We start from the raw sequence: 13,020 nt of genomic DNA on the forward strand, positions 1-13,020 counted from the left end.
TAGCGTATTGCGTTAGGTTCAATTATTGAACCCGGAAAGTTTAGTCAAAAAACATAATCAACATGAGGAAACTTTTATGCCAACAACTCAATGGCTTGACAGATACGAGGCAATCAAGGATAAACTTAAATGCAAAGATAATCTTGAGGCCTATTTTACACAAAAAGTGATTGGGAACATATCAGTTGATGTACTTGATATAGGCTTAGTTAATTTTCCAACAGGACAGATCTTTGCCTGCGATCCGCTAATAGAGCTTGAGGATGCTCCGCCATTTCTTCAAAGAATACCTGCCGGAGCCTATAGTCTAAAAATCTGCGTGGTGCCAAGTGCAAAATATGGCGATCGCTATGCCTGTATCAAGGTTGAGGTCAGCCATGAAACACCAGTTGTCTATGAGCTTGGCATGGTTGGCAACGAGCAGCTTGATACAGAGCTTGAAGATGATGAATACTTTGGTTTTGGCGTAGATGCAGGAATGGGCTGTATTGCAGACATACAGACACAAAATGCCTTTAAGGCATACTGGGCTAAGCGCCTTGCAGAGGATCCTGACATTGATCCCTACAACGACCTGTTTTGTGACCTGATGGAGGATAATGCCAAAGCTTATCCTAAATATCAACGAGACCACGGAGACTGGCTCAACTGGACAGTGCCAGAGACAGACTGCAACCTACCAATATTCTCATCAGGCTGGGGCGATGGTTACTATCCTGTCTACTTTGGCTATGATGCAAAAGGTGAAATCTGCGCTGTGTATGTGCGCTTTATAGATATTAAAGATGAGTATAAAGATCAATAAATAAAGAGGCGCGCTATGGAATTACCCAAAAGGGCCAGGACAGTAAAACCTGAAAATAATGTCCTGACATTAGATGGTGAAAAGAAATTAGTAGATGTTGGCCTGCTGCGCAGGCTTTCACAGCTTGCACCTAGTGCATTTGACGAGGGTAATAGATTATTTACCAAGTTAAAAGGTGCATTAACACAAAACTTTGTGCTGCAAACATTAATTACACAGTTTGAAGTAATCCCAAGATATTGGTCGCAGACAAATCCTCCTTATGAGGTGGATTTTATAATTCAGCGAGAGAATGATATTTTTCCTATAGAAGTTAAATCTAATGCAAATACTCAAAGTAAGAGCCTTAAAAAATTCAAAGAATTGTTTTACGATGAGGTTAACTTAAAATACGTTTCTCACTTGATAATCTAAAACTTGATGATGATGTACTTAACATCCATCTGTTTATGGCAGATCATACTGATAGGCTTATAGGTCTTGCACTTGAGAGCAGAAAAATACACAAAAGTTTATGATGGGCCTAGAATTATCTATAAAGGTCAGATTCATAGCCTCAAACGCTTTTATGCTAATGTGAGTATAAACAAGATGATAAGTAACATATGAGAAAAAGGTGAGTATATGGCGCTACAAGATAAGAAGCTGATGGCACCGCCATGGCTTGCCTACCCTGAGATTGAGCGTTACTCAATTGGCTGGCGCATGGGTTATGGAGAGAGTTATATATACAAATTTGGCACCTGGCTTGATACTTTATCTGAAGATGAAAGAGCACAGTACCGAGCCCTCTTTGCAGAGCCTGTAACTTGGAGAGGCTGGTGGGATGATGATGACAGCTCGCTACCTCTTGTACATAACAACTTTGTTATAGATGCCTGGCAGGCAGAGGGCAGGCCTAAGTATGATCTAAAGTGGCTTCAAAATGAGTACGGTGCAGGCAGAACAAAAGATCTGTGCCTGTTCTGGGCCATAGGCCTTGCAAGGATGGCTCAATTGGCAAAGGCTGCTTTAGTCAGTGGTGGCGACAGTCCTTTAGTGCCATGAATTATACCTATCTGTACATGGAGCAGTATATATGATGGCAGCAAAGGCTGAGCTCTTTGGTGATAGTGTAATCAGACAGCAGATTTTAGAGTGTGATGATCCAAAGCAGATTAAGGAGTTGGCTGCGTGGCTTTGATCACAAGGTATGGGATAAATTCAAATACTCCATTGTGCTAAATGGCAACTATCTTAAATTCAGTCAAAACCGGGATCTTAGAGATTTTCTTCTCTCAACTTACGACAAAGTAATTGTAGAGGCCAGCCCCTATGATGCCATCTGGGGTATATGTCTGTCAGGCAGCGATCCAAAGTCCTGCGATCCAATGCTCTGGCGCGGCGAGAACCTGCTTGGTTTTGCTCTTATGGAGGTAAGAGATGAGATACATCGTGTCACAGAGCATGAAAAGCTCTGCTCTTTAAAAGCTCTATAGCAGTCACACTTTTTAGACTTTAACTACAAAGCTTTAGAAACTATCATTAAAGGCAGGACTGGTGGGAGCAAAAGAGCGATGACAATTGAAGATATGTTCGGCGATCTCAAAAAGATAGATATTATTGCACAAAAGAGTAAAACCAATGAGGTTTTAATGGTTTTGGTGTGTAATGGTTTTATTGACGGATCTCCTGACACACAAAAGGCTCTCCTTGATAAAATTGAGGGTTATCTTAATCATACTCAAAGCGAGAAATTTAAAAGTGAATATGCAAACTGCTCTGTCATTTTGCAAATAACATTTACTCAAGAGCCAGATCATTTGATTGTGGCGCTGCTTAGCAGGTGCCAGCCCTGGGCTGATGATTATGGCGTAAAGCTTGAATTTAAAATTGCACTCAGAGATGTTCGTTTTGTAGAGAAAAACTAAAATACCAGATTTGAGCTTCCACGCCTTGCACAGGTACAAGAGAGTAAAAAACTACAATATTTTGTAAAAGGATGGTTTTTATCAGGTGTTGAAGAGGCTCATGCCATTTACTAAGGCGCAAATGCTAAAGGCGCCCTAGCCACAGCTACTTTACCTGCAGGATATTAGCCTGACTTGATTTTATCTAAAAAGCCCTTCACTTAGCATAAGACTTTGATGCACTGGCACAAGATGACTCTTTATCTGTATACAATCTGTATCAAAAAGACTATGCTTTTATGAAGGCTACACACCACAAATTTATGGGTGGGCTGATGTGTATGAGTTCATAGACACCAGTTAGCTTTGAACAACTTTTTATTTATTGGGCAGCTGCGGCCTTGATGGAATCAGCTAGTGCCCCATAATTTTACAAAAGGAGAAGTTAAAAGGTGGAGCGCAAAACATATAGACCTAAATCCATTGTGAAAATTACATTAGGCATAGTCTTTGGCGCCTGGCTTATGATGTGTGCCCCCACCGGCTGGATTTATGACCTGTGGGTCGGGATAGGAACAGGCCAGGGCCAGATACCTGATCCATCAGTTTCTATCCTGCATACAAAGTCTGATATGAAAAATGCCTATTTTAAAAAGACTCCAATTACAGTAACCAAAGAAGGCCTGATTGAGGCGCCGTTGCTACGCCTGCGCGATATTGACGAGGCAGGAGAGCACACTCACAGAACCAGAACTGCTGGCAAGCAGACATTTTTCATTGACGAGTACATTCATGCTGCCTATCCAACGGGTCCTGTCAGAAATTTCCTGCTGCACACCATAGCCTCTGGCTACTATAACCGCTATTACCTTGCGCCTTTACAGGATGGTAGCTATATCTGCATCTACTTTGACGATTACCTAATGCTTCTTCCCGGCAAGGCTCTGCCCACAGGTTATGTGCGCTATGCTACAGGTGGTGAGAAGAAAATGTTTCGCAGGCTTAAGGACAGTTATAATATAGACAGGACGTATGTGCTTGATATGTACCGTCAGGGCAAGATCTATATGATTTTAGATTTAGCTATCCGTGCAGGTGTTGGCCTTCTCCTGCTTATAGTAGGTTCAGTTATCATGGGCGATAAAAAAGATAATCCGCAGCAAGGCTGAAGCATAAATTTAGATTCTAAAATTGCGCAATTAAAGAATAAGAGATCTTAGTTTACACAGATCTCCGTTCCCTCCCGTTCCCCTCCCTCTTATTTGATGATAAATAAAAAAATTTTAAATAAAAGATTCCCCATAAACTGTACTAATGGGGATTTACTTTAAGCTCATTATATCATATTCACTATCTCCCTAATCTTACCAAATAATTACATAAATCCTTTGTTAACAACAGATTCTTCTTTGCTCTATTATTGTGACATTATTAATAAAATCCATAAAAAAATACTATAAATATATTATTTTAACTGTACATATATGATATAATATGTACAGTTATATCTTAATTAATAGATAATATTTTGAGGGTTTTAGTTATGTCTATACCTGAGAATATAAGAGCCGTCCCAAGACCTACAAATACTGTCGTAGTTCTATCTGGAACTGGCAGATATAGGTACGCTGTTCGTCAAAGATCTGGTACTAAGTATGATGCCAAAGGAAAGGCCCAGCCTATCAATGGAGCTATTATTGGTCATATTATTGATGGTCGTTATGTTGCCAAAGAGACTAAAATTGTATCTCAGGGAGTAATGCCAGATAAATTGTCTTATGGAGCCAGTGCTCTTGCTTTCTCGGTAGTCGGCGATATAAAAGACGATTTGAGGGCCGTGTATGAGTGCGGGGATGTGGATACAATTCTCGCTATGGCCTTGCTAAGGGTAATAAGACCTAGAGTTACAAATACAAGATTGAAGTCCGCCTATGAGCATTGTTTTATTTCAAAATTTATACCTTATGTGGGCCTTAGCAAGAATACAGTAGCAAAGTTCATCTACCACCTTGGCTCAAATTCTCAATTGATGCATGATTTTTATGCAAGACGTATAGACAGACTCCTGCCTTCTTGTCATATTGCTATAGATGGAACTCTTAAGCAGAATACAAGTATAGTTAACGATTTGTCTAACTTTTCAAGGAAGTCTCGTGTCAAAGGTTGCAGAGATGTCTCTATTATCTATGCTTATGTAATAGAAACCATGGAGCCATTATGCTCTATGATTTTACCTGGAAACATTATAGATGCCTCTGCTTATAGAGCCTTTATTAGGAACAATAATATAGAAAAAGGAATTATAGTAACCGACAAAGGCTTTCCACCAAATAAAATTAGACAGGAGCTCGCTGAGCACAAAGATCTTCACTATATAACCCCAATAAGGCGCAATGATGTACGAATCAGTGAGTATTCTCTTTTAGAGTTTGACAGTGCCATCAGATATGAGGAAAAAGCAGTAGTTTGCAGGAAAGTTGTAACAAAAGACGGTCTTTATCTGTATTCTTTCAGAGATATATCAGGCTATGCAAAAGAAAATACAAACTACATAATGAGAACGATAAAAAACAACTCATTTGACGCTCAGGAGTATAAATCTAGAGAAGAAAAGTCCGGATTGATTGTTTTTGAGTCAGATTTAGATCTAGAACCATCTTCTGTATATAAGACATTCAAGGAGCGATGGCTTCTTGAGCTTATGTTTAATCGCTATAAAAATGAAGAGTACTTTGATGAGACAAGAGTTCACAATGACTTTTCTGTGCAGGGTCTTGAGTTTATAAACTTCATATCAACCTTGATTACATCAAGGATTCTAAACAAGCTTGAGGAAAATAATGTACTAAACGGCATAACATATGGAGAGCTTATGGAAGATCTCAATGCCGTATGGAGAAGAACTGATCCACCTATTGAAGGCATACCTGATTTAGATGATGGATACTGGGAAGTGGGGGTTAAATCGAGCTTTGAGGCATTAATTAAACTTGGACTTTGTACCAATAAGCAGGCACCTGAAAAACTTAGAAAAGCTAAAGCTGGTCGACCTCATAAAGAGAAAAAAGAAGTGGACTCGCAAGGAGTTACATCTGAGCCCAAACCAAGAGGAAGACCAAAGAAAAAGCCTGAATTTATTGGACCCAAAAGAAAACCTGGCAGACCTAAAATTGAAAAAACTGACAAGATTAAAAGACCGGTTGGCAGGCCCAAAAAGAGTTCATAGACACTTAAATATGCTATTATTTAAACGGCTTCTTGAGTGGAACAACTTTCCTTTATGATAGCGTCAAATATTGAAGCCGTTTAATAGTACAGATTTTTGGGAAACTTTTAGTATATAATATTTGTTAAACAACTTTTATAAACCGTATATCACACCAACTACAGACAGACATAAGATATTACTAATTAAAAGGATTTGATATGAAAGATCTGTTCAACTCACTAAAAGATCAGATAAACCCACAGTCATCATCGTCATCACTTGGCAGTCTTGGCGGCCTTTTAGGCTCTGCTGCAGCTGGCGGAATCCTGGGTGCTCTGCTTGGTGGTTCAAAGTCAGTTAAAAGGACTGCCAAAAAATATAGCCTATATAGGTGGCGGTGCAGCGGCTGCCTCTATGGCCTATTCTCTTTATAAAAAATGGGCCGATAAAAACAACTCTCAGGGTGGCATGCCACAGAGTCAGGGCCATACCTATCAGCCAGCCAAATACCTACAGCAGTACCTCACAGACCAATGTCTTTGATGAGTTTAACAGACAGAATCAGACAGCATCTGCAGCCACTGTCAATGACGAGCATGCTGTGCTTTTAATTGAGGCCATGGTATTTGCAGCCCGCGCTGACGGTCATATTGACAATGATGAGCAGAATATAATTTTAAAGACCTCTAAGTCTTTAGTCTCAGATGAAAGATTTAATAGCATTGTACGTGAGGCTCTGCAGCGTCCTTTAGATCCTGCCTATATTGCCTCAAAAGTACCAAGCCCTGATATGGCAGATGATATTTATCAGCTCTCAGCTACAGTAATAGTTGCTGACAACTATATGGAGCAAAGCTATCTGCAGGGACTGGCAAGGGCTTTAAATATCAATGACTCACAAAAGCTTACGCTTGAGCGGCAGGCCCTTGAGTTCAGATCACAGATTTAATTAAAACACACCAATAAGCTCTGAGATATCTCAGAGCTTATCTTTTTGTATCCTGCTTTTTTCTACCCAGCCCTATTCTCTTATTAATAAGACAATATTCTATTTATAGCTCAGGATAGCTTGCCTCATCAAAAAAGACTGCAAGCAATAAATCAAATTCCTCAACACGGGCTTGATGAGCTTTAAATAGGCAAGTTGCCCTCGGCAAGTGCACCTTCAGTAGCTAATGACTGAATAAACTCTGTTTTGTGTGGCAAATTTAAGCCGGGAAATCTGTGAGTCCTTAAACTTCTTATGCAGTACAGTGGCTTTTTCAAGGTGTCCTAAAATATCCTTGTAGCTGTCATTGAGCAGACCATCAAAGATCTCAATTTCAGCTAAAAATCAGTCACGCTGCAAATCTGTCTCCATACATTTTAAAAGCTGCTCTGAGTGCTCATAGGCAATAGCAGATGAAGCGCAACATAAAGCTGCAGTCAAAGTGCCTAAAACTTTGCTTATAAAAATTTTCCTTATACAAATTATAAAACATACATTAAAGCTACATTCTTTATAAAAAACTGTAAAAGTACAGCACTGATGCCTATGTTTAAAGATACTATCATCAATGTATAGTAAATATGCTACTAAAAAGTAAATAATACTGTCTTTAGATTATTTTAAATAAGGCACAAATAAATTGATACAATCAACAAATCTTTCAATTTATCCATGCCCTTTATAGACTTTGGATATGCAGACTCTACAGGCTTAAGATCCTGTCTATCTCATTTATAACTCTCTTGTCTGAAATTGGACCTTTAACTCCCAGCTGCTGAGCAAAATATGACACCCTAAGCTCCTCTATCATCCATTTGACGGCTTTGAGCTCATCAGGAATCAGATCTTTTGCATAACGTGTCATAGCCCCATAGTACTTGTCAGCTATAGCATCAAGCTTGCGCATATAGTTCAAATCGCGGTTGACATCGCGCGATACCTTGCTCACTCTCTCAATAGCTGACTGCAGAAACGCGGGGATATTTTTTAAATTCTCAGGATCGGTATCAGAGATAAATCCCTTATACACAAGAGAGTCAAGCTGCTTTTGCACATCGGCATAGCACAAAGCCACATCAAAGCCAAAGGAGCCTCTTAACATCCTTTTTAGCTCATGGGCCTTATAGAGGATCTGCTCTACATAGGAGCACATCTCAAGTGCTGTATCATTTAAACTGCCACGCACCTTCTCCTTGAGCACATTAAAGCCCTCCTCATCGTAGACAAGACCGCCATTATCCTTGATGATCTTAATGACAGAGGCCTTTATCAGATCGTCAATAAGCTCACCAACAGAGCCAAGGGGCTGATAGTACATTGAAAGCTTGGCCTTGTTTGGCAGATGGCTTTGCAGATACGATGTAGGATTTTTTATAGACAAGGTCAAAAGCGTCACCAGACCCTGCCACATATGACGCGTAGCGCGCATTTCATTATCATAAAGCTCAAGGGTGACACCAGAGCCTTTAACACTCAGGGCAGGATAAGAGAAATTGACAATGAGCCATGCTGTGTTTTTTTATGACGCTCAATAGAGCCATATACCCAGTTATCAGATGGGGCCATAGGTTTGTGCGATTTTACAGCCTGCTTTAGTGCCTCCTGTGATGCGCCCTGCATTTTATGCTGCAGTGCTTCAAGATCCTTTGAAGAGCCAAGCTCCCTGCCCTTTAAATCCTCAACCACAAAGGTCATTAAAAGATGATTATCAATAGCTGTAAAATCAAAATCATCAGCACTGATACGCTCACCGCAGATTCTGGTAAATTCCTTGGCAGCAAGTGTATAAAGATTGCCATCATAGGCAGGCACAGACTCTAAAAAAGCCCTGGCATAATCAGGAGCCGGAATTAAAGAGCGTCTTAGCCTTTTTGGCAGAGAGCGGATTAATGAGGCTACAAGATCCTGCCTTAAACCTGGTATCTGCCAGGTAAAGATATCTGCCTTTAACTGATTTAAGACAGTTACAGGAATATGCACGCTCACACCATCTCTTTTATCCTTGATATCAAAGACATAGCTTAATTTAAAGTTAAAACTCTCATAGGCAAAACTCTCAGGATATAAATCCTCTCTTACCTTATCAAAGCTGTCTTTGACAATGTTTTCAAGTTTGAAATCAAGATAATGCGCATCCTCTTTGCTCTTTTTGCTCCACCATTTTTCAAAATGTCTTTGCGTTACAATGTCATCTGGCAGTTTTTTATCATAAAAATCCTGCATAACAGAGGCATCAACTAAAAGATCGCGCCTTCTTATCTTATCCTCAAGATACTCAACATCATCAACAAGCTCTAAATTCTGTTTAAAGAAGCTGTATTTTAAGGATATGTCACCTGCCACCAGACCATCACGTATAAAAAGCTCACGACAGAGTTTTTTATCAATATCCTTATACTGACACAACCGTGACTGCACGATGGACAGGCCATAAAACTTATGGTGACATAGGCAAGAACAGCACCCTGTTTTGAGCTCCAGTGTGGCTGGGCATAGCTCTTTTTAATAAGATGGGCACCTGCCTGCTCAAGCCATAGAGGATTGATATCAGCCACTGTTCTTGCAAATAAACGTGAGGTCTCACTTATCTCACAGGCACAGATCCATTTTGGGGTCTTGCCATCAAGGCTCTGTCTTGAGAGCAGAAATTTAATGCCTCTGGCACCTGTATAGCTCTTACCCTTGATATCAAGCTGACCAATGTGCGAGAGCAGTCCTGCAATAATGGCTCTGTGTATAGCCTCATAGTCAGCCTCAACCTCATTGAATTTGAATTTAAGCGACTGCAGTGTGCTTTTAAGCTGTCGGTGCACATCAAACCACTCGCGCACTCTAAGATAGGAGATAAATTCCTTTTTAAGCTGACGCTTAAAGGCCGAGGCCGACAATGTCTTCTGCAATGAGGTCAGATAGCTATAGAGCTTTAAAAATGAGATAAAATCTGACTTTTCATCATTAAAGCGCTTGTGATAATTGTCACTGGCCTCTTTTTTATCTATAGGACGCTCTCTTGGATCCATAACGGCAAGAGCTGAGACTATAATCAAAGCCTCATTTAAAGATGAGTATTTGCCAGCCTCAACGAGCATACGTGCCAGGCGCGGATCACATGGTATCTTAGATAAAAGTGAACCTGTAGCTGTAAGCTCAATCTTGTCAGTACTGTTGCCAGAGGCCTCCTTAATAGCGCCAAGCTCCTCTAAAAGGCGTATACCGTCACTTATCTGTCTGTCAGTTGGCGCATCAATAAATGGAAATTCATTTATATCTCCAAGGCGCAAAGATATCATCTGTAAAATAACAGCAGCAAGATTGGTTCTTAAAATCTCAGGATCGGTATACAATGGTCTGCTCTCAAAATCCTCCTTTGAGTACAGTCTTATACAGATACCGTCACTGACACGGCCGCAGCGGCCCTTGCGCTGATTGGCACTGGCCTGTGATATAGGCTCAACAGGCAGCCTCTGCACCTTGGTTTTGGCGCTGTAGCGTGAAATACGCGCAAGACCCGGGTCAATTACATATTTAATGGATGGCACCGTAAGCGAGGTTTCTGCCACATTGGTGGCAAGCACAATTCTCACGCCCGTATGCTCTGTAAAAATCTTATTCTGCTCGGCTGTGGCAAGACGGGCATACAAAGGCAGAATTTCAGTATCGCGCAGGGTTGCCTTCTTTAAAAAAGAGGCCATCTCCATAATGTCACGCTCACCTGGCAAAAACACAAGAATATCGCCGCGCCCCTGCTCCATAAGATAATCTACAGCCTTTAGCACACCATGCTTTAAATCAGTCTCCTCTAAAATCTCCTGACCGTCACTGTCCACCTCTTTTAAAAGCGGCATATACACAAGCTCCACCGGATAGGTGCGCCCTGAGACCTCAATTATAGGAGCATCGTCAAAGTGTTTTGAAAAGCGTTCAGGATCGATGGTGGCCGAGGTGATAATAAGCTTAAGCTCAGGTCTTTTTTTAAGAAGATTTTTTTAAGTAGCCTAAAAGAAAATCAATATTTAAAGAGCGCTCATGGGCCTCGTCAATAATAATGCAGTCATAATTTAAAAGTAATCTATCACTTGCAGTCTCTGAGAGCAAAATACCGTCAGTCATGAGCTTTATATAGGAACTCTCAGAGGTCACATCGCTAAAACGGATCTTAAAGCCCACCGATCTGCCAAGATTTTCATGAAGCTCTGAGGCTATACGGGAGGCCACAGCACGGGCGGCAATTCGCCTTGGCTGTGTATGACCTATAAGACCTTTAATACCAAGGCCAGCCTCAAGGCACATCTTTGGAATCTGTGTGGTTTTACCAGAGCCAGTCTCACCTGCAATAATCACCACCTGATGATTCATAATGGCACTTACAATTCTGTCGCGCTCGGCACACACTGGCAGTGACATATCATATTCAAGCTTTGGCAGATTTTCCTGTCTTGATTTAAGATCATCCACAGCCTGTGCCGACATTAAAGCCAGGTCGTTTTTCTTTTCCTCAAAAAGCTCTGGTTTAATATAGCAGAGATCGTACAAAGCCTTTTTTATAAGCCTGCGTTTTTGATAGCTGACTTTATCAAGAGTAGCGCTTATGGCTTTGTAAAAGTCTGCATCTACAATATTTACATTATCTTTTTTATGTCTTTGAGATCTGTGTTTGTGCTCGTGCGTAACTGACATAGTATATTCTTATGCTCTGTTATAAAAAAATGTGGCTACATTCTAACAAAATATTATAAGGCCACAACAGCGCCATCTTAATTCTTGTAAAAAAGGCAGTGTAGCACAGCCCACCGCCCTTTAATCTTAAAAAAATAGAATGTCAGTCTTTAACTCTCATCCTCTTTGACCAATGTGGCACTAATGAGGCGGGCATTGCCAGGGCCAAAGCTGTTGATAAAGGATAAAACCTCTTTTTCAGACTGTGAGATAAGCTCAAGATGCATGGTTTTATCATCAACAAAGGTGATTTTCTGCTTGTCTGCCCAGATTCTGTCACTGACAAAATCAATAATCTTTGGATCTTTAAACTCAATGATATAAAGCTTTGGATCATCAATAGGCAGCCCCATGCCCTTAAGTTCAATCTTTGGTAGGCTCTCCACTCCGTCTCTGTGCCCCTTGCTCTCAACTGAGTGAATTCTGTGCACTAAAAAGCAGATGGGATGGGTAAAACTATGCTGCTTTAAATCATAATAATGACCTAGTGTATACAAAGTATTGTTCATGGAGACAAGACGCACAGGCACATAATTGTATTCATTAAGCTCACGCTCACCCACCTTTTTATAGGTTATATTCAAAAGTGACTGCTTGCGCATGGCTCTTATAATGCTGTGTATGGTCTGAAAATGAGGACCATAGTCTATATAGCCCTTTTTGATAATGCCAAAGTGCTCAACCTTGTCTATATTGTCCCTGTCAGCTATGGCTGTAAGCTGTATGGCCATTTCAAAGATGGATGAGGTCAGACGCTTTTTGATATGGCATGGCACATACTGAGAACTAAGATCGGTACAGATAGATAAAAAGCGCAGCTCCTGTGCATTGATATCAAGCTGCTCTGCCATATAGGAGGTTAATCTGTAATAGCGTTTGCCCTTTTCTATACCTGTCTCAAGATTGCCTTTAACCTCGCTTTCAATATCAGCCATCAGACGCAGTACAGTCTGTGATGAGCAGTTAAGGGTATGAGCCAGATCTGACAGAAAATGTTTTGAATCGTCAGCCAGTAAAATTCTAAACAGACGCAGAAGCTTTATGGTAGCTGTAGCGCCCTGATCTATTTTCTTGGGCATAATATGTCTTTTAAAATTAACCTGTTGTAAAACTTGAATTTATTATATAAAAAATCTGATTTTTTAAGCCCTGTCTGACAGCTTTTTTTCCTGAATTTTTAAAATAGTGTTTCAAATTTAGAGATTGATCTAAATTTGAAATAAAAATATGGCTATTTTTTTACTTTTTATAAACTGCTGTAACTTTTTAGTTTATAGTCTTATTAACATAATGAGGCCTTATTTAGGCCAAAGGAGTCATTAGGATGAGTATAAGAAAAGCCTTTAGATCAAAGACAGAGATTGTAAGTTTAAAGACCATGTCGGAAACTTTAAGCTTTGTCAGAGTGCAAAGT

The 13,020-nt window shown here is 40.3% G+C and carries 12 protein-coding genes and 1 pseudogene; 9 read left to right on the top strand and 4 right to left on the bottom strand.

Features of this window, described 5'->3' with window-relative positions; genetic code table 11:
- Positions 1-76 precede the first annotated feature (76 nt).
- The 9 genes from DRZ93_RS00160 (at position 77) to DRZ93_RS00195 (ending at position 6,851) form a co-directional block, all read left to right on the top strand.
- Complete coding sequence (locus DRZ93_RS00160; protein WP_113745433.1) at positions 77-805, top strand: DUF4241 domain-containing protein; 729 nt, start codon at positions 77-79, stop codon at positions 803-805.
- Positions 806-820: 15 nt separating this feature from the next.
- Entirely contained in the window at positions 821-1,219 is a 399-nt protein-coding gene (locus tag DRZ93_RS00165) for a DUF4143 domain-containing protein (RefSeq protein ID WP_218564224.1), read from the top strand.
- 210 nt (positions 1,220-1,429) lie between these two features.
- Entirely contained in the window at positions 1,430-1,852 is a 423-nt protein-coding gene (locus tag DRZ93_RS13615; RefSeq protein ID WP_218564225.1) for a hypothetical protein, read from the top strand.
- Positions 1,853-1,947: 95 nt separating this feature from the next.
- Positions 1,948-2,283, top strand: coding sequence for a riboflavin biosynthesis intermediates N-glycosidase (locus DRZ93_RS13620; RefSeq protein WP_245933755.1), 336 nt, complete (start codon positions 1,948-1,950; stop codon positions 2,281-2,283).
- 78 nt (positions 2,284-2,361) lie between these two features.
- Positions 2,362-2,715 carry a DUF6572 domain-containing protein gene (locus DRZ93_RS00175; protein WP_113744566.1) on the top strand — a complete coding sequence of 118 codons (354 nt, stop codon included), beginning with the start codon at positions 2,362-2,364 and terminating at the stop codon, positions 2,713-2,715.
- Between the two features lie 431 nt (positions 2,716-3,146).
- Positions 3,147-3,863, top strand: coding sequence for a hypothetical protein (locus DRZ93_RS00180; RefSeq protein ID WP_113745434.1), 717 nt, complete (start codon positions 3,147-3,149; stop codon positions 3,861-3,863).
- 374 nt (positions 3,864-4,237) lie between these two features.
- Positions 4,238-5,920 (top strand): transposase, encoded by a 1,683-nt coding sequence (locus tag DRZ93_RS00185; protein WP_113745435.1) that lies wholly within the window; start codon positions 4,238-4,240, stop codon positions 5,918-5,920.
- 200 nt (positions 5,921-6,120) lie between these two features.
- Positions 6,121-6,336 (top strand): hypothetical protein, encoded by a 216-nt coding sequence (locus tag DRZ93_RS00190; RefSeq protein WP_113745436.1) that lies wholly within the window; start codon positions 6,121-6,123, stop codon positions 6,334-6,336.
- A 29-nt stretch (positions 6,337-6,365) separates the two neighbouring features.
- Positions 6,366-6,851 (top strand): tellurite resistance TerB family protein, encoded by a 486-nt coding sequence (locus DRZ93_RS00195; protein ID WP_172457972.1) that lies wholly within the window; start codon positions 6,366-6,368, stop codon positions 6,849-6,851.
- 742 nt (positions 6,852-7,593) lie between these two features.
- On the opposite strand, the gene DRZ93_RS13830 is transcribed toward DRZ93_RS00195, so the two are convergent.
- From DRZ93_RS13830 to DRZ93_RS00220, 4 genes and pseudogenes are all read right to left on the bottom strand, one after another.
- Positions 7,594-8,319 (bottom strand): DUF3418 domain-containing protein, encoded by a 726-nt coding sequence (locus DRZ93_RS13830; RefSeq protein WP_281268098.1) that lies wholly within the window; start codon positions 8,317-8,319, stop codon positions 7,594-7,596.
- 44 nt (positions 8,320-8,363) lie between these two features.
- Complete coding sequence (locus DRZ93_RS13835) at positions 8,364-9,296, bottom strand: DUF3418 domain-containing protein (RefSeq protein WP_172457973.1); 933 nt, start codon at positions 9,294-9,296, stop codon at positions 8,364-8,366.
- Positions 9,212-11,333: pseudogene (gene hrpA / locus DRZ93_RS00210) on the bottom strand (ATP-dependent RNA helicase HrpA); the annotation flags it as partial. The gene DRZ93_RS13835 and the pseudogene hrpA, both read right to left, overlap by 85 nt.
- 383 nt (positions 11,334-11,716) lie before the next feature.
- The gene (locus tag DRZ93_RS00220) at positions 11,717-12,685 is read right to left on the bottom strand and encodes a WYL domain-containing protein (RefSeq protein ID WP_113744534.1); all 969 of its coding nucleotides are present in this window, start codon (positions 12,683-12,685) and stop codon (positions 11,717-11,719) included.
- Positions 12,686-13,020: the final 335 nt, after the last annotated feature.

The organism is Anaerobiospirillum thomasii (assembly GCF_900445255.1).
Classification (GTDB): domain Bacteria; phylum Pseudomonadota; class Gammaproteobacteria; order Enterobacterales; family Succinivibrionaceae; genus Anaerobiospirillum_A; species Anaerobiospirillum_A thomasii.

Excerpts from the sequence above, each read along its gene's own strand:
- DRZ93_RS00160 (WP_113745433.1), top strand. The coding sequence starts at position 77 with ATGCCAACAACTCAATGGCTTGACAGATACGAGGCAATCAAGGATAAA.
- DRZ93_RS00165 (WP_218564224.1), top strand. The coding sequence starts at position 821 with ATGGAATTACCCAAAAGGGCCAGGACAGTAAAACCTGAAAATAATGTC.
- DRZ93_RS13615 (WP_218564225.1), top strand. The coding sequence starts at position 1,430 with ATGGCGCTACAAGATAAGAAGCTGATGGCACCGCCATGGCTTGCCTAC.
- DRZ93_RS13620 (WP_245933755.1), top strand. The coding sequence starts at position 1,948 with ATGATCCAAAGCAGATTAAGGAGTTGGCTGCGTGGCTTTGATCACAAG.
- DRZ93_RS00175 (WP_113744566.1), top strand. The coding sequence starts at position 2,362 with ATGACAATTGAAGATATGTTCGGCGATCTCAAAAAGATAGATATTATT.
- DRZ93_RS00185 (WP_113745435.1), top strand. The coding sequence starts at position 4,238 with ATGTCTATACCTGAGAATATAAGAGCCGTCCCAAGACCTACAAATACT.
- DRZ93_RS00190 (WP_113745436.1), top strand. The coding sequence starts at position 6,121 with ATGAAAGATCTGTTCAACTCACTAAAAGATCAGATAAACCCACAGTCA.
- DRZ93_RS13830 (WP_281268098.1), bottom strand. The coding sequence starts at position 8,319 with ATGCGCGCTACGCGTCATATGTGGCAGGGTCTGGTGACGCTTTTGACC.
- DRZ93_RS00220 (WP_113744534.1), bottom strand. The coding sequence starts at position 12,685 with ATGCCCAAGAAAATAGATCAGGGCGCTACAGCTACCATAAAGCTTCTG.